Source organism: Paenibacillus sp. F024 (genome assembly GCF_057814255.1).
Genome location: NZ_JBVASZ010000013.1, coordinates 29289 through 44639, shown reverse-complemented (window position 1 = coordinate 44639; position 15351 = coordinate 29289). Strand labels below are relative to the sequence as shown.

The following is a 15351-nucleotide window of genomic DNA, read 5'->3' as shown; positions in this document are numbered from 1 at the left end:
CCTTCTCCTATTTTTGTCCATAGTAAGCGCTTGCACCATGCTTTCTTAAAAAATGCCGGTCCAGCAGCGACTGGTCCATTGCACCCGCTTTAGGATTCAATTGGAAGGTATGATAGGCCATCTTTGCCGTCTCTTCCAGCACTACGGCGTTATGAACAGCATTGTACGGATCTGTCCCCCAGCAGAACGGGGCATGGCAGTGAACGAGAATGCTTGGAATTTGCATGGGGTCGACGTTCCGATTCCGAAAGGTTTCGATAATGACGTTCCCGGTCTCCAGCTCATAGGCTCCTTCGATTTCGGCTGTCGTCAGCGGCCGGGTACAGGGGATTTCCCCGTAAAAATAGTCCGCATGCGTCGTTCCCAGCGACGGCAGACACCGGCCTGCTTGAGCCCAGATCGTTGCCCAAGGCGAATGCGTATGAACAATCCCTCCGATCGAAGCGAAGGCCTTATATAAGGCCAAATGGGTCGGTGTGTCGGAAGACGGCTTCAGCTCTCCCTCCACGATCGTTCCGCTCAAATCAACCACGACCATATCTTCGGCTCTCATTTGCTCATAGGCAACACCGCTGGGCTTGATGACCACCAGACCGGAGGAACGGTCAATACCGCTTACATTCCCCCACGTGAAGGTCACGAGCCCGTGCTTGGGTAATTCCAGGTTGGCATTCAGCACATCACGTTTAAGTTGTTCTAACAAATAAGGCAGCCCCTTTCAACGAAAGGATATAATTTCTCATTTTATTATATACTTGTACGTACAAATTGACTACCTATTTATTTAGAGCTCCCGTGTTGAATTTCGAAGGATTAAATGAGGTTCGTATACGTATACGGATTCGGGAAGGGGGCCGCTCTCTTTCTCAATCATGGCCAACAGCAGCTCCGCCGCCTTGACGCCCATTTCGGTTTTGGGATGAAACAGCGTGGTCAGCTTCACCTCCGTCGCCGTAGCCAGCGACGAATCGTCAAAGCCGACCATGGACAAATCATCCGGCACCTTAAGTCCCGCTTGCCTTACCGCCTCCAAAAGCAGGACCGCGAGCTCGTCGTTGTAGCAGACAAAGGCCGTCGGTCTATCGGCTGAAGCCAGCAGCCTGGCGGCAGCCTGAAACGGCGTTGTCGTTTTCTCTTCCGTCTTGTAGCGGATCACTGCGTCTGGAGCCAGCGGAACCTGATATTCCCGGTGGGCGCGGATAAACCCTTTCAGACGCTGAACGCCCTGCAGGTCGTCGGTTTTGAAAAATCCCGCGATGTGCCGGTGCCCCAGCTTGATCAGATGCTCCGCCGCCAGATAGCCACCCTTCTCATCGTCGACTTTGATGCAGGGGCAGTCGGTTTCGGAATATCGTTCGTTGATCATCATATAAGGAATCCCGGATACGTCCAATGACAAAAAGTAATGAAGGTTCGGATTCCCTTCGGCACTTTTTGTCGGCTCGATAATTAATCCGCTAAGCGGATGGCTCAGCATCATTTCCAGGCTTTCGCTTTCTTTTTGCTTATCGTTGTCCGTGGAGCAGAGCATCAGGCGATATCCTCTGCTGCGCAGCTCCGCTTCCGCCCCCCGGACGATCAGCGGAAAAATATAATCCGATATGTATGTCGTAATCATTCCGATCGTCTTAATGGCTTCTTCGCCTTTACGGCCAATGGGAGCGGCCGCGGTTACGAATGTGCCTTTCCCTTGAATACGGTACAGCCACCCCTCTGAAACGAGCTCTCCAATCGCTTGCCTTACCGTTTGGCGGCTCATTGCGAATGCGTCCGATAGCTCGAATTCCGTCGGCACCTGATCGTTGGGTTTCAACCGCCCGCTTTGGATCCAATCTAATAGCTCGATTTTTAACTGCATGTATTTCGGAAGCTGATGTTTACTCACTATCGGCACCTCTCAAACCTAAACGCTGCTTTTATTATACAGCTTAAATTTTGTACGTACAACACGATCGCGCTAAGCATTTGAAGCATCTCAATGCCATATCTTTCTGATTCGGATAGGCCGGGCTGAATGTTAAACCTCCAGGTTCATCATCTAAATGACTTTGGAAAGCGTAATTGAAAACGGCTCCCTTCGCCGCTGCTCTCCGCCCAAATTTCTCCGCCATGAGCTTCTACAATCGTCCGAACGATGGCCAGCCCGATTCCGCTGCCCCCTGTCTCCCGGCCGCGTGATTTGTCCGCCCGGTAGAACCGTTCAAAGATGTAGGGAAGATCCTCCCGGGATATCCCGATTCCGCTATCGGCTACACTGATTTCAATGTGATGGCTGCTTATAGATAAATTCACCTGCACCCTTCCCCCGGATGGCGTAAATTTTAGGGCATTGGACAACAGGTTTACAAACACCTGCTTCATCCGTTGGGGATCGGCCTTCATCCTCACATTAGACATCAGACCGGTCTCCAGGTGCACATTTTTCTCATCAAAGGCAGCTTTCATCAGCTCGACTGAAGCCTTCAGCAGCTCATCCATCCGAACCTCGGAGAAGGTCAACTCAAATTCGGGATACTTCAATTCATTCAGCTCCTGAAGATCGTTTACCAAGCCTGCCAGCCGGTCGATTTCTTCATAGCAGGACTCCAGCCTCTCCGGTGTAGGCTCCCAGATTCCGTCCTTCAGTGCAATCATGTGACTCTTTAAGGTAGTCAACGGCGTACGCAGCTCATGAGCGATGTTGTCGGTCATGGATACGCGGAGCTTCTCCTGCTGCTGCAGTCTTTCCGCCAGATGATTGATAGCTTGGCTTAACTGTCCGAGCTCGTCTCTGCTGTGGTTTCTGATTCTTGCGGTAAATCGGCCTCGTGCCATCGCTTCTGCGGCTTGCTTCATTTCGATTAGCGGCGCCGATATTTTTTTTGCCGCATACGTGCTGACAACCATGGCAAGAACCAGTGCATCAAGCAAGGTCCATAGGATCGACTGGACAATCGCCATTTCCAAATGCCGGCCCCAATCAGAGGTCAATCCTGTATGCTCAGGAAGCTCATTTTGGTACATCTGAAAATGGTAATGGATTCCCGAAGCCAGCGTAGCGGAAGCAATCAGCAGAATACATGCAGTCAAAGCGAATAAAATCAATGTCCATCGAACGGATAGACGATTCAGCATCTCTTTATCCTCCCTGAAAGCGGTAGCCCTTACCAAACACGGTGACAAGAAAAATAGGCTCTCTCGGATCATGTTCAATCTTTTGTCTTAAGTTTTTGACGTGCTGGTCTATGGTTCGTGCATCCCCTTCGAAATCGAAGCCGAGCACCTTTTCCACGAGTTCCGTCCGGGAGAATACGCGCTGCGGATGCCGTGCCATCACCAGGAGAAGCTTGTACTCATTTGGCGTGAGATTGACTTCTGTCCCGTTAACGTAGACCTTTTGGCTAGGGATATCCAGCACCAGACTCTCCTCCTGGAAGGATATACGGTCTGCAAGCAAGGTATCCCCGCCGGAGCGCCGGAGAATGGCCCTCACCCTGGCCGTCAGTTCATTCGGATCGAACGGCTTGACCAAATAATCGTCGGCCCCTAACGACAAGCCGTTGATTTTGGAAGCACCCGACGACTTGGCCGTCAGCATCAAAACCGGGATCGGGCTGAACCTGCGCACCTGACGGCATACCTCTTCCCCTGAAATATCGGGGAGCATCAAATCCAATATCATAAAATCAAGGTTTCCTTTTCCAGCTAATTCCAAAGCCTCGGAGCCCGAGCCCGCCTCTATCGTAAGATACCCCTCTTTACGCAAATAGGAGGCGACAACCTCGCGGATCTTGGCCTCATCGTCTACAATCAGTACCGTCTTCATTCTGACCACCCCATCCCAACCATACGGGAAAAAGACGCTTTTTGTAAAGCGCCTGCAAAAGAAAGATGATATGGATTATTCGATGGAATGCCTCTTGACTTTGCTCTTGGCCCTTCCCTCTGTTGCTTGCTTAGACATGATGAAGCTATTCCCATCGAAGCTGTATAACATAAGCTCCTCTATCGCCGGGCCGCCCGCTAAATGCCGCTTTACAACCTCTCTGCCTAACTCGGGTGTGATTTTTTTATACCATACGCCTTCAGGGTAAACGATGACGACGCACGCATCCTCACATCGCCCGTTGCACCGTGTTCTCGTTGTATGGATCTGAGCATCCGCACCCTGCGCCGCGATTTCATCTCTGATCGCCACGGTCACCTCTTCTCCACCCTTACGCATACAGCTCCCGCCATTACAAATCAGCACATGATGCCGGGTACCCGACAAATTCCAAGTGGTCATCCTCATCCCCCCTTTTACATTGTACAAAAAAAGAGGAGCCCGCCCAATGCTTGTTCCTGTCGGCGGCCCCTACTTGGTGTATTTATCTCGTTTCCCGATGAAGCGTCACTTTGTTCAGACGCGGGCAATATTTTTTCAGCTCCAATCGGCCAGGCTGGTTTCTCTTATTTTTGGTGGTCGTATAATTACGGTCTCCGCATTCGGTACAGGCCAGGGTTACGATGACTCTCATATGGATAGCTCCTTCCAGCTATAAATTACGGTGTCACTTTTGGGCAAATGCCGCTTCCAGCTGCTCGGAGGAGGCGTTGGGCAGCTCATCCTTCAGCTTATTCCAATCGGATTTCATTTCTTCAGACGTCAGCAGGCAGGCATCCAGTTCAGCATTGAAGCGCTCTTGATCCATACCGATACCGATAAATACCACCCGGTTTATCCGGTCCCCGTAGTCGGCATCCCAATGCTCCAAAAGCTCCGGCTCCTCGGCTAGCATCGCTTGACGCTCATCTTCGGGCAATGAGGCGACCCAGAACCCTGCCGGTCCGAATTGGATCGAAGGGCCTGCCTGACTTAAGCTTTGGGCAAGCTCGTTACGACTCGCCAGCCAGATCGTCCCCTTGGCGCGAACGATTTCCTCCGGCCAATCCGCCATCCACTCCGTCAGCCTCCCCGGATGAAACGGCCTGCGGCGCTCATATACGAACGACGAAATGCCGTATTCGTCCGTTTCCGGTGTATGGTGCTCCTTCTCCAGCTCCTGAATCCATCCGGCTGAGGCGCTGGCCGCATCAAAATCAAATAAGCCGGTGTTCAAAATGTCGTGCGGATTCACTTGACCATGATCCGTCCGGATCAGCCTGGCCCGCGGCTGCAGCTTGCGCAGCACTCGTTCAAGCTCGTTTAGCTCTTCGGGCTTCACCATACCACATTTATTCAAAATCAACACGTCGCAAAATTCAATTTGACTGATCAATAGGTCGACCACATCCCGGGTATCGTCTTCCCCTACCGCCTGCTGGCGGTCGAGCAGCGTTTCGCCGGAAGAGAAATCGTGCCAGAACCGGTAAGCGTCGACTACCGTGACCATCGTATCAAGCCGGCAAAATTGTGACAAATCGATGCCGTGCTCCTCATCAATATAAGTGAAGGTTTGCGCCACGGGAACCGGTTCGCCCACTCCCGTCGATTCGATAAGAATGTAATCGAAGCGGCCGTCCCGCGCCAGGCGCTCCACTTCCTTGAGCAAATCCTCCCGCAGAGTACAGCAAATGCAACCGTTCGACATTTCCACCAGCTTCTCTTCCGTACGCGAAAGACCGCCCCCGTCCTTAATCAGATCGGCATCCACATTCACTTCGCCCAGGTCGTTCACGATGACCGCGACCTTCAGCCCTTGACGGTTATTCAATACGTGATTCAATATCGTTGTTTTCCCGGCGCCTAAATAACCGCTGAGCACCGTGACGGGAATTTTATTTTCTTTTTCAGGCATAACCAAGCTCCTTTAATTATTCTTGTCATTTAATCGTAATTATTACTAATATAAACCAAGGTTAAACGGTTGTAAAGTCCGGAGTCCCCTTTGATAATTATTCGCGGATTCCTGTATTGCACGATTAGCTGTCATGGCGTTGCTGAATCTCACAACTTTTCCATTCGTTTAAAAGTAATTCTTACTGTTAGATCAAAAATCATTGTATATCAACTTAGGTTTTATGTAAATAGTATTTATTACGATAAATAAAGAAGCCCGAGTTTAAGTCTAATGAAGACAAAAGAAATCTGTCGAACGCTGCCGCTCAGGCTGCGAGTAAGTGCGCGATTACATTTACGGACACAGGAGACGTTATATGAAAAACAATGCGATTCGACGATACTAACAGAGTGAGGAGGCGCTAATTGGCGAAATTCATGAGAAATCGAGTGCCATATTGTGAATTAACGAATCTTGTGTCCGCAAGCCCTGCAATAATGGATGATTTACGTTAGAGGCAGCAGCTTTCCTTGCCCTTTTGTTTCAGAACGATCTGCAGAAGCTAAGTCTCTCCGTTTAAACCAAGAGAAGCCGATCGGCTGATCGGCTTCTCTTGGAAGCTTAATCGTTGCTTGGCATTCTTTTTTCCGGCCGCCGGGCATACGCCCCTCCCGGAGTGCGGCTTATGCCTAATACCACGATGACGGCTTAAAGCACATCGTAGCCTTGATCTTCAATGGCTTCTTTAATCGTCTCTATTGTCAGCTTGCTCTCATCGAAATTTACGGTAACGGATTTGCCGGCCAGGTTTACTTTCCCGTCGGCCCCCAGCTCTTTTATCGCTTTTTCAATGGAGTTCACACAATGATTGCAGGACATTCCTTCTACCCGCAGCGTAGCTTGTTGCATCATTACCACTCCTTATTTAATCAATTTATTCATGGTAACCAAAATTTCATCGATTACTTCATGGTCACCCGATTGGATCCGTTCGATCACGCAGCTTTTCATGTGATTTTCCAGGAGAAGCTTGCCGACACCGTTCAAGGCTGATTGAATCGCTGCAATCTGATTCAGCACATCATCGCAATACGTATCTTTCTCTATCATGCCTTTCACACCCCGGATTTGCCCTTCAATCCGATTTAACCGGCTGATCAAATTATTTTTCGTCTTATCCGAGTGATGACTCTTGCGCTCCTCCGTATCGGAACAACACGAGATGTCCTCAGCGTTTTCGTTTACTTGATCCATGGCGCATCTCCTCCTACGTTTAGAATATAATACCCCCATGGGGTATGTCAAGCTCGTATCGTATCCTCCAGCCAGGACCACAGAAATAAGCGTTTGAATCCCGCTTATGGCCGAGAGTTCAGAGTAAGGCATTACGTGGGCGTCCCGCTTCCTTCAGAGGCTTCATCGTCCTCCTAGAGATCGTCGCGGCGGAAACTCCCACCATGCTTTGCCAAGTCTTTAATCGTCAGCTTACGCAATCCAAAGCTCTCTCCGCATTCCTTTTTTAGATAGATTAACATGTATACATTCACTTTATAAGGGTCGATGCTGATTCAACACAAACCTTTGCGTCCAAATGAGAAGTAACACGTTACATCTTCATCAAGAAGCTTTTTTTCTTATCATATGATATTCCAATTTTGTAATGTATTATATAATAATGCTCAGGATAGCTCTTATACTCTTACCAACAGGAGGAGAACATGGGACGCAACGCACAAGCGTATGAAGGGACATACCAAGGAGAGAAAGCCGTATGGCTCAGAGCCGGCAAATACGAAGCAGCGGTTCTGCCCGAAATCGGCGGCAATCTGATTGCCTTTCGGGACACGGAAAATAATTACCGTTTTTTACACGAACCGGCAGTGGACGAAATGGACTCGTTCAAAGCGAATCCGATTGTTCATGGCATTCCCGTACTATTTCCCCCAAACCGCTACGAAGACGGAAGGTTCCGCTGGAACGCAGCGACCTACCAATTCCCGGTAAACGAACCTCAGACAGGAAATCATCTTCATGGATTCGTACATAACATTCCTTGGCAGACCGAAGGGTTCTCGGCGGACGATGCGCAAAGCCATGTAAATCTGACGCTTCAGGTGAACAAAGACCATCCGGTTTACCGGTATCTGCCGCATGCTTTCACCATTAAAATTCGCTATTCGCTTAGCGGGCTTGGGTTGTTCCAGCATGTCACCGTACGCAATGACGGAGAGGATAGGATGCCCTGCCTGCTTGCCTTTCACACCGCCATAAATGCCCCCTTCGCTCAGGGCAGCACCGCGGCGGATTACCGCTTTAAGCTGACCATCGGCAAGCGTTGGGAGCTCAATGAACGAATGCTCCCGACAGGACAATTTCAGCCGCTGACGCCGGAGGAGGAACAGATGAAAGCAGGCGGGCTGTCACCGTTTTTTGAACCGATGGACAACCATTACACGGCAGCTCCGCAAAACGGACGCAACAGGATGGAACTGACCGACGTAAAACAAGGAATCACCTTGGTTTACGATGCGGGAACAGGTTATAAGCAGTGGATGATTTGGAACAACAATGCCACGGAGGGCTTTTTCTGCCCTGAGCCCCAGGTGAATCTGGTGAATGCACCCAATCTGAATGCTCCTTTAGATCCTGATCTGATCGGTTTATACAGCTTGGAGCCGGGGGATCTTTGGGAACAAACCAGCCGGATTTACATCAAAGAACAAAGCAAAGCCTAAAGTCTTATATAAAAGGAGCCGGTTCAATCCGACTCCTTCTTCGTCCAGGAAAATAAAGGAAAAATAAGAGGGCGGTATGCATGGCATAATAATCCTGTTAACGTTTGGAGGGGATACCATGCGCATATGGAGCAAATCCATCATTATCGTCACTTGTTTAATGGCCACGCTATGGAATGATGCCGAGGCGAAGCCGCAAATGAAAGGGCGCGAATACTATGAAGCGCGCGGAGATATCGTTTGGGAAGTGCCGACCGATCAAAAAATTATCGCTTTAACGTTTGATGATGGTCCCGATCCATCGGATACCCCGGCGATCCTGGACCTTCTGAGCCAATATGAAGCTAAAGCCACCTTTTTTGTCGTCGGCAAGCGTGTTGAAAAACATCCGGAATTAGTCAAAAGGGAACTCAGAGAAGGCCATGAAATCGCAAACCATACCTATAGCCACCCTTATTTCAAAAAGAAAATTGCCGGAGAAAGGGTTCAGGAAGAAATTTTAAAGGCTGAACAAATTATCCTCGATACTACGGGGCATAAACCCAACCTCTTTCGCCCACCCGGCGGTTATTATGGGGAAAACTTGGTTAATGCCTCGAAAAAATCGGGTTATCTGGTCGTATTGTGGTCATGGCATCAGGATACGGAGGACTGGAATAAGCCAGGGGTATCTAAAATCGTCAACAAGGTACTCAAAAATGCCAGAAATGGCGACATTATATTGTTTCATGATTACGTTGAAGGAAAAAGCCAGACCCTTGAAGCGTTAAAGCAAATCCTGCCACAATTAAAAGAGAAAGGATACCGCTTCGTTACGGTATCCGAATTGCTTGATTTCCGAAAATCAACAACTGTAGAAAACTAACCGGCCCAAAAACCTTATCCCTGATGGGATAAGGTTTTTGGGCTGGTTTAAGGATAGATCAATGGGAATACGTCTCTAGTTCTATCCAATGCTTAGACCAATGCTCGATTTCTCTGATGACCGGTTCCAAGGCTAGTCCTTTGGATGTTAGTGAATATTCTATACGAACGGGCGTTTCCGGAAAAACCTCCCGTTTCACGATTCCCTCGTGCTCAAGTTCCTTTAATCTCTCCGACAGTAGTCTTCCGCTGATATTCGGAAGTGCGTCCTCGATCGTACAAAACCGCTGGGGACCCAACAGTAGCTGATGAATAATCAATCCGATCCAACGCTTGCTTATAATCTGCATACCTCTTTCAAATTTGGGGCACAATGAAGATTGTTCCATACTATTCACCACCTGTCTATTTATTATAACAAAAAATATCCAGACAACAAGCTCACATAAAACAATTTATTTCTTTAATTATATTTAATTACTATAAGTAATTGGAATATTACTCGGGTCAAATAAAAAAAAGGGGGGATATACATGTCCGATGTTAAGATAACGGTTTCAGATCATGGGCCCTTAGTCGTTAACGGAGAAATCCAACTCCTTGACGGCGAAGGCAGCCGGCTTCAAACCAAACAAACGATATACTTGTGCCGCTGTGGTCTATCCGACAACAAACCGTTCTGTACCGGAGCGCACCAGGGAAAATTTGAAAGTAAGGTTAGAGCTTAACCGCCCGAAGCGATTGGCAGAGAGCAACCTATTCCGAAGATCTGAATCGCTCATTCAAAAGCAAAAAAGATCGGGCTGCAAAGGCAGTCCGATCTTTTTGATATATAAAAAACAGATTACAGCTCAACTACGATTTTTCCGCGTACATGTCTTTGAGATAATCGGATAAGGGCTTCAGGCACGTTTTCTAAAGATATAACCTCGTTTACCATCGGATCCACTTTTTTATCCAACATCAGCTTCATAAATTCATCAGCCATTTGAGCCAGATCTCTTTGGGCAAAAGTATTCCCTGATACATGAGCACCGGCCAGCATCAATTTGTGTACGGAGAAGGTTTTGTGGGAAGGCTGAAAATCGGCAACCGTCTCAGGAGCGCCGGCGATGCACGCCAATTGGCCGCCAAACGCCAGCATGGACAAATCCGCCTGAGCCGTTGCCCGGTTGATCGAATTTAGAACAAGGTCGACCCCTAATCCTTGGGTGACTTCCATAACTCGATCATGCACATTGTCGTTGTTATAATCGATCGCAACATCTGCACCCAAACTCTTGACATAATCAGAATTCCCGGGTGAGACCGTTGTAATAATGTTGGATGCGCCTAACGCTTTGGCCAATTGGATCGCGTAGCCGCCGACACCGCCGGCGCCGGCATGGACGAGGATCGACTGCCCTGCTTGCATGTGCATTTTTCTTACTAAAGCTTGATAAGCCGTAAGCCCGGCACATGGGAAAGCGGCCGCCTCCACAAACGACATTCCCTCCGGAATCGCGGCCGCCGTGCGTGCTGTTGTGAGACTATACTCTGCAAATCCGCCCGGTTTGGTGAAGTTCCCGAGATATACAACCCGGTCTCCCACAGACCATGTCGTTACTCCTTCTCCAACCTCATCAACTATCCCGGCTACGTCCACACCAAGGACAAAAGGATATACCCAATCGGGATGTTCATTTAACGACACCTTATAGTCGATCGGATTCAAGCTCGCCGCTTGTATACGCACCCGAATTTCACCCGCTCCGGGCTGAGGCAAAGGTAATTCCGATATGGTCAATGTATCCGGCTTCCCGGGTCCGTTCAATACTAATGCTTTCATAGCCTGCTCCTTTTATTCCGTTTTCTTCTTCATTGTACCAGAATTTACATTGATTAAAAAATGAAGAGAAAGGGCAGGGCGGGCTTTGTTGGCAATCGGAACGTTATTTGAAAAGGATATCGTCTTTTAAGGTGGCTACATGACTTAATACTTGATCAATATCTTGTTCGCTGACGTTAAAGCGGGCAAGGGCATCATGAAGATGCCTCACGATGGCATCAAAATGAACAGGCTGCAGATTCATGCCTGCATGGGCCTTGGCCATGGACGATCCAGAATATTGATTTGGCCCGCCCAAGGCAAAGCTGATAAATTTGGTTTGATGCCTTCGCTGTTTTTCCATATCGGTATGCATAAAAAATGAGTTTACCGTTTCATCCGCCAAAATAAGCTCATAAAAATAATCCACCACTTTGGCAATGGCTTCCTCTCCTCCTAACTTGGCATATAAAGTCGACTCTTCAGCCATCAGGCAGCACCTCTTCTCCTTTATTCAACGTTATTTAGGTTTCCAAAACTCGGCAATATCATACGGCCTTCCATTTTCTATAAAAGGTAAGAATTATTTTTTAAATTAAAATAAAACATTTTAGATCAATAAAATTTAGCATTAAATAGATAGCCTATAAAATAATTTTTATTGACTAATTGTCAGAATCTTTCTAAAATATTCACATAACGGACAAACTTTCGAAGAGGATTGGGAGAGGATACTATGGGAGTTATAGAGGCAATGAAATCAATCGCTAAAGGTGTAGGTTTTGCTTTGGTTTCTATCGGTGCATTACCTTTCCTGGTCATTAAAAGCTTTGTAGACATTTTTCATTGAGTATCATTAGGGCAAGCATCATGATCTTTTGGTGATGCATAAGTTATATCATCCAATCCCAAGAGGAGATGATGAGATGGCTTTTATGCCTTATGCATATGGATATGCTCCTTATCCAATAACGATGTATTCATCCCCCTATCCATCGTACTACCCTGGAGCAGGAGCACATCCGATCGGCGGTTATTACGGGGGTTACTTCGGAGGCTATACCGGCGGTTATCATCCAAGCTGGCCTGGCATTCACGGCGCACATGGTGTACACGGCACACATCGTTCAAGTCCATCGTAAAGACAAAACGCCACCCGACGGAATCATCCGCGAGTGGCGTACTTCTATTTCAAACCCGGAATAATACATTTCCTGCAAGGGGAACAATCGGATGCTCATCAGCTACAAGTCCTTGGGCTTTGGCTTGTACGGCTACATCGACGAGCCAGCGCGTGAAGGGCGCCACATTCATTCCTTCCATTTCCTGGAGCGTATAAAATCCTGCCGCATCCACTTCTACTCCGTCCGGTACGGGCACTCCTTTTACATATTCCATCATAAACGCAATATAGACATTATGTATATTTCTAGGTTGATCCCGGACTGCTACAACGCTTTTTACTATGGCTTCAACTCCCGATTCCTCCAAAACTTCCCTTTGGATCGTTTCGTCGATCTTCTCAAACTGCTCAATATACCCTCCGGGATTGGTCCAATATCCCTTTCCGGGATCTTGGGCTCTGCGAACAAGCAGCACTTTTTCATCTTTAACAACAAGCGCGCCGACACCAATACTGTAATTTCCCCAGTGAACGAAGCTGCAATCGGGGCAAGCCCTTCTTGAAATTCCTTCAATCTCTCTTATCTCCAATGCACTGCCGCACGACATACAAAATTTTGCTTCCACGAACACACACCTCTTTTGCAATAAATGAGCGAAAAAAACTTCCTTGCACAGCGACTATTATACTCTATAACGGATCAAATGAATATCCGTGTTTCATCCACGGCAAATAACGACAAAACCTCTCATTTTACATCTGTTTCCATTTTTGTTTCTATCCTGTATAATACAACTTCGGAACACCATATATTGTAAAATCGAAAGGGTGAACATATTTAATTTATGCCAAACCTCACATTAGAAAAGCTGTACTTTATTGAAAGACAATGCTTGAATCCCCAGGATGCCATCATCATTCGTCTGCTCATGGAAGGTGTAGAAATTCATGAGATCGTTTATCTTAAAAAAGATTCTTTGGATATGCCCAGCCGGATCCTGGCTGTAAAAGATGGTCTGGGGCAATCCAGAACTCTAAAAGTGAGCGAACGATGCGCTGAACTCTATCAAAACGCGGTCAAGCAGACCCAATACTTATTTTATAATGATTACGACCCCGCCAAGCGAAATTCTGTACCCTTAAAAGATAGCCCCTATCTCATTAGAGTTTGTCTAAAGGATTACATAGCTAATGAATGTATGATTATTGAGATGGACTCTGTTATTTTACGTACGATATACACCAGACTTCGTACATTGGCTACTTTCTTTTCCCTTCCTCAAATTTCATATTTGACTACAGTAAGGCTGGACTTGACTCAAAAGGCGTTTGCTTGAATCGTTACGTTGTCCCATTAGTGTCATCATGCTTACACTGAAACAACAGAAAATCGCACTAGCAATACTAGGGCTGATATCGTGGGCCCTGTATCTTTTAGCGGACTGGCTGTCAAAACAAAACGGTATTGTAATGCCGTCAAAGGGGTTAAGGAAATGTTCTTTCCTTAACCCCTTTTTTTGTAATAAGAATTTATCCCCAGAGATGGACCGTCTGCTCTTAAGTCACGGGCCTAGGAGATATGATAATTGCAATCGGAAGCAGAATAGGGTCATGAGAAGTTTATTCTTCGGATAATTAAAATCTCACTTGACAAAATCATAAATTTGTTTAAAATTAAATCATAGTTTTCCACTAGGAATTATTAAATAAGTAGGGGTGATTTGAATGCTTCTTAATGAAATCATTTTCGGGATGCTTGTTTGCGCCAGCGTGTTTGTTTTTTATAAGGAATTCAAACAAGAACAATGGTTTAATCACACGGATTCACACTTTTAATCTATAAAAACCAAAAAAGGCTACCCATCCATTAACGGATAGGCAGCCATTTTGTATAAAGCTTATATTCAATAAAAGACCACAAGAAGCAGCTGCCCGAGAACCGCCAAAGCAACAAAGCCGATAACAGCTACAACGATCGCATTTTTCCCCAATTTCTTAAAATCCGCCAAGTTGATATTCAGCCCTAAACCAGCCATAGCAGCAGACAATAATAACACACTGACGGCGATCAGAAAGTGAACAGCCGATTCGGGCATATATCCCATTGTATTGATTAAACTCATGATCAAAAAGCCAAATATGAACCAAGGAATAGGCAAATGAGTCCATTTCCTGCTGTCCGCTTCTACGTTTAACTCTCTGGATCTGTATATGTAACCAAGTATCAGCGCAACAGGAATCAATAAGGCAACCCTGCCGAGTTTAACGAGAATCGCGGTCTCACTCCCTACATCTCCACCGGGAACCCCCGCTGCTATAACATGTGCCAATTCGTGCAGCGTAGCCCCTGCAAATACGCCATATAAATAGGGATCCATACCTAAGTAGGGGTAGAGAATTATATAAACAACAGCTCCTAAAGTACCTAATATAGCAATACAGGCAACCGAGATTGCCGTATCTTCCTTCTTTGCACCTATTAAAGGTGCAACGGCTACGATGGCCGCTGCACCGCAAACAGCCGTACCTACAGCAATCATTGTCGATAAGTATGGATCCACTTTTAAAAGTTTACCTAAGTACAGCATAACCGAAAGAGTAAACGCAATTACGATGACATCGATCATTACAACCGGAAGACCAGCCTCCAGAATTTGATTAAAATTCAGACGAATTCCCATCAAAATAATCCCCGCTCTAAGCAAGAACTTGCTGCTGAAAGCGATCCCGATACCAGCGTCTTTGGGCACTCCCATCGTAGATTTCCAAATCACGCCAAACATGATGGAAATAATCATAATACCCATAATGGAGAAAACCGGAAATTCAGCTAGGCGCCCTGCAAGTATTGCAAGTATGAGTGTCAAAGCTATCCCTTTCAACAGTCCCTTCCATTTTTCAGGTGAATCGTTCAAAGCCGGTTTTGCCGCAGAACGTGTCACGATATTCAACATTGGCATGCACCCTTCCGGTGATATAAGACCGCTTTGACTTAATATATAACATTGTTAACTCAAACGGTCATTGGACATTCTTATGTCATTCATCAAAATGCTTTATATTTTATAGGAAAGAAAAAGT

General features: G+C 46.9%; 20 protein-coding genes. 5 read left to right on the top strand and 15 right to left on the bottom strand.

The genetic code is table 11. The features are described from left to right. Window positions 1-7 precede the first annotated feature (7 nt). From araD to ACZYR9_RS14850, 10 genes are all read right to left on the bottom strand, one after another. Window positions 8-703, bottom strand: a complete 696-nt coding sequence (araD, locus tag ACZYR9_RS14895; RefSeq protein ID WP_488979274.1) for an L-ribulose-5-phosphate 4-epimerase — start codon at window positions 701-703, stop codon at window positions 8-10. Window positions 704-784: 81 nt separating this feature from the next. Then, a complete protein-coding gene (locus ACZYR9_RS14890; protein WP_488979273.1) occupies window positions 785-1885 on the bottom strand; it encodes a GntR family transcriptional regulator in 1101 nt (366 codons plus the stop codon). A 149-nt stretch (window positions 1886-2034) separates the two neighbouring features. Beyond that, a complete protein-coding gene (locus ACZYR9_RS14885) occupies window positions 2035-3114 on the bottom strand; it encodes a sensor histidine kinase (RefSeq protein WP_488979272.1) in 1080 nt (359 codons plus the stop codon). A gap of 4 nt (window positions 3115-3118) precedes the next feature. Next, a complete protein-coding gene (locus ACZYR9_RS14880) occupies window positions 3119-3805 on the bottom strand; it encodes a response regulator transcription factor (RefSeq protein ID WP_488979271.1) in 687 nt (228 codons plus the stop codon). 75 nt (window positions 3806-3880) lie between these two features. Continuing rightward, window positions 3881-4267 carry a (2Fe-2S) ferredoxin domain-containing protein gene (locus ACZYR9_RS14875; RefSeq protein WP_488979270.1) on the bottom strand — a complete coding sequence of 129 codons (387 nt, stop codon included), beginning with the start codon at window positions 4265-4267 and terminating at the stop codon, window positions 3881-3883. Between the two features lie 82 nt (window positions 4268-4349). Further along, window positions 4350-4499 (bottom strand): 50S ribosomal protein L33, encoded by a 150-nt coding sequence (rpmG, locus tag ACZYR9_RS14870; protein WP_488979269.1) that lies wholly within the window; start codon window positions 4497-4499, stop codon window positions 4350-4352. 33 nt (window positions 4500-4532) lie between these two features. Continuing rightward, window positions 4533-5759 (bottom strand): GTP-binding protein, encoded by a 1227-nt coding sequence (locus tag ACZYR9_RS14865; protein WP_488979268.1) that lies wholly within the window; start codon window positions 5757-5759, stop codon window positions 4533-4535. A gap of 488 nt (window positions 5760-6247) precedes the next feature. Beyond that, on the bottom strand, window positions 6248-6403 hold the full coding sequence (locus ACZYR9_RS14860; RefSeq protein WP_488979267.1) for a hypothetical protein: 156 nt from the start codon (window positions 6401-6403) through the stop codon (window positions 6248-6250). Between the two features lie 46 nt (window positions 6404-6449). After that, the gene (locus tag ACZYR9_RS14855) at window positions 6450-6650 is read right to left on the bottom strand and encodes a copper ion binding protein (RefSeq protein ID WP_488979373.1); all 201 of its coding nucleotides are present in this window, start codon (window positions 6648-6650) and stop codon (window positions 6450-6452) included. 12 nt (window positions 6651-6662) lie between these two features. Continuing rightward, window positions 6663-6995 (bottom strand): metal-sensitive transcriptional regulator, encoded by a 333-nt coding sequence (locus ACZYR9_RS14850; protein WP_488979266.1) that lies wholly within the window; start codon window positions 6993-6995, stop codon window positions 6663-6665. A gap of 464 nt (window positions 6996-7459) precedes the next feature. Between ACZYR9_RS14850 and ACZYR9_RS14845 the strand changes: the two genes are divergently transcribed. Next, window positions 7460-8476 (top strand): aldose 1-epimerase, encoded by a 1017-nt coding sequence (locus tag ACZYR9_RS14845; protein ID WP_488979265.1) that lies wholly within the window; start codon window positions 7460-7462, stop codon window positions 8474-8476. A gap of 160 nt (window positions 8477-8636) precedes the next feature. Next, window positions 8637-9341, top strand: a complete 705-nt coding sequence (locus tag ACZYR9_RS14840; protein ID WP_488979372.1) for a polysaccharide deacetylase family protein — start codon at window positions 8637-8639, stop codon at window positions 9339-9341. Between the two features lie 58 nt (window positions 9342-9399). Here ACZYR9_RS14840 and ACZYR9_RS14835 read toward each other — a convergent pair whose 3' ends face one another. After that, window positions 9400-9729, bottom strand: a complete 330-nt coding sequence (locus ACZYR9_RS14835; RefSeq protein WP_488979264.1) for a winged helix-turn-helix transcriptional regulator — start codon at window positions 9727-9729, stop codon at window positions 9400-9402. A gap of 144 nt (window positions 9730-9873) precedes the next feature. Between ACZYR9_RS14835 and ACZYR9_RS14830 the strand changes: the two genes are divergently transcribed. After that, window positions 9874-10068 carry a CDGSH iron-sulfur domain-containing protein gene (locus tag ACZYR9_RS14830; RefSeq protein ID WP_488979263.1) on the top strand — a complete coding sequence of 65 codons (195 nt, stop codon included), beginning with the start codon at window positions 9874-9876 and terminating at the stop codon, window positions 10066-10068. A 116-nt stretch (window positions 10069-10184) separates the two neighbouring features. On the opposite strand, the gene ACZYR9_RS14825 is transcribed toward ACZYR9_RS14830, so the two are convergent. Continuing rightward, window positions 10185-11168, bottom strand: coding sequence for a zinc-binding dehydrogenase (locus tag ACZYR9_RS14825; protein WP_488979262.1), 984 nt, complete (start codon window positions 11166-11168; stop codon window positions 10185-10187). Window positions 11169-11271: 103 nt separating this feature from the next. Beyond that, complete coding sequence (locus ACZYR9_RS14820; protein WP_488979261.1) at window positions 11272-11637, bottom strand: group I truncated hemoglobin; 366 nt, start codon at window positions 11635-11637, stop codon at window positions 11272-11274. Window positions 11638-12073: 436 nt separating this feature from the next. Here ACZYR9_RS14820 and ACZYR9_RS14815 point away from each other — a divergent pair, with 436 nt between their 5' ends. Beyond that, entirely contained in the window at window positions 12074-12289 is a 216-nt protein-coding gene (locus ACZYR9_RS14815; RefSeq protein WP_488979260.1) for a hypothetical protein, read from the top strand. Window positions 12290-12338: 49 nt separating this feature from the next. Here ACZYR9_RS14815 and ACZYR9_RS14810 read toward each other — a convergent pair whose 3' ends face one another. Next, window positions 12339-12896, bottom strand: coding sequence for an NUDIX domain-containing protein (locus ACZYR9_RS14810; protein ID WP_488979259.1), 558 nt, complete (start codon window positions 12894-12896; stop codon window positions 12339-12341). Window positions 12897-13115: 219 nt separating this feature from the next. On the opposite strand from ACZYR9_RS14810, the gene ACZYR9_RS14805 reads away from it, so the two are divergent. Then, on the top strand, window positions 13116-13607 hold the full coding sequence (locus tag ACZYR9_RS14805) for a phage lytic cycle repressor MrpR family protein (RefSeq protein ID WP_488979258.1): 492 nt from the start codon (window positions 13116-13118) through the stop codon (window positions 13605-13607). Between the two features lie 567 nt (window positions 13608-14174). Here the strand turns inward: ACZYR9_RS14805 and ACZYR9_RS14800 are convergent. Beyond that, window positions 14175-15224, bottom strand: coding sequence for a YeiH family protein (locus ACZYR9_RS14800; protein ID WP_488979257.1), 1050 nt, complete (start codon window positions 15222-15224; stop codon window positions 14175-14177). Window positions 15225-15351: the final 127 nt, after the last annotated feature.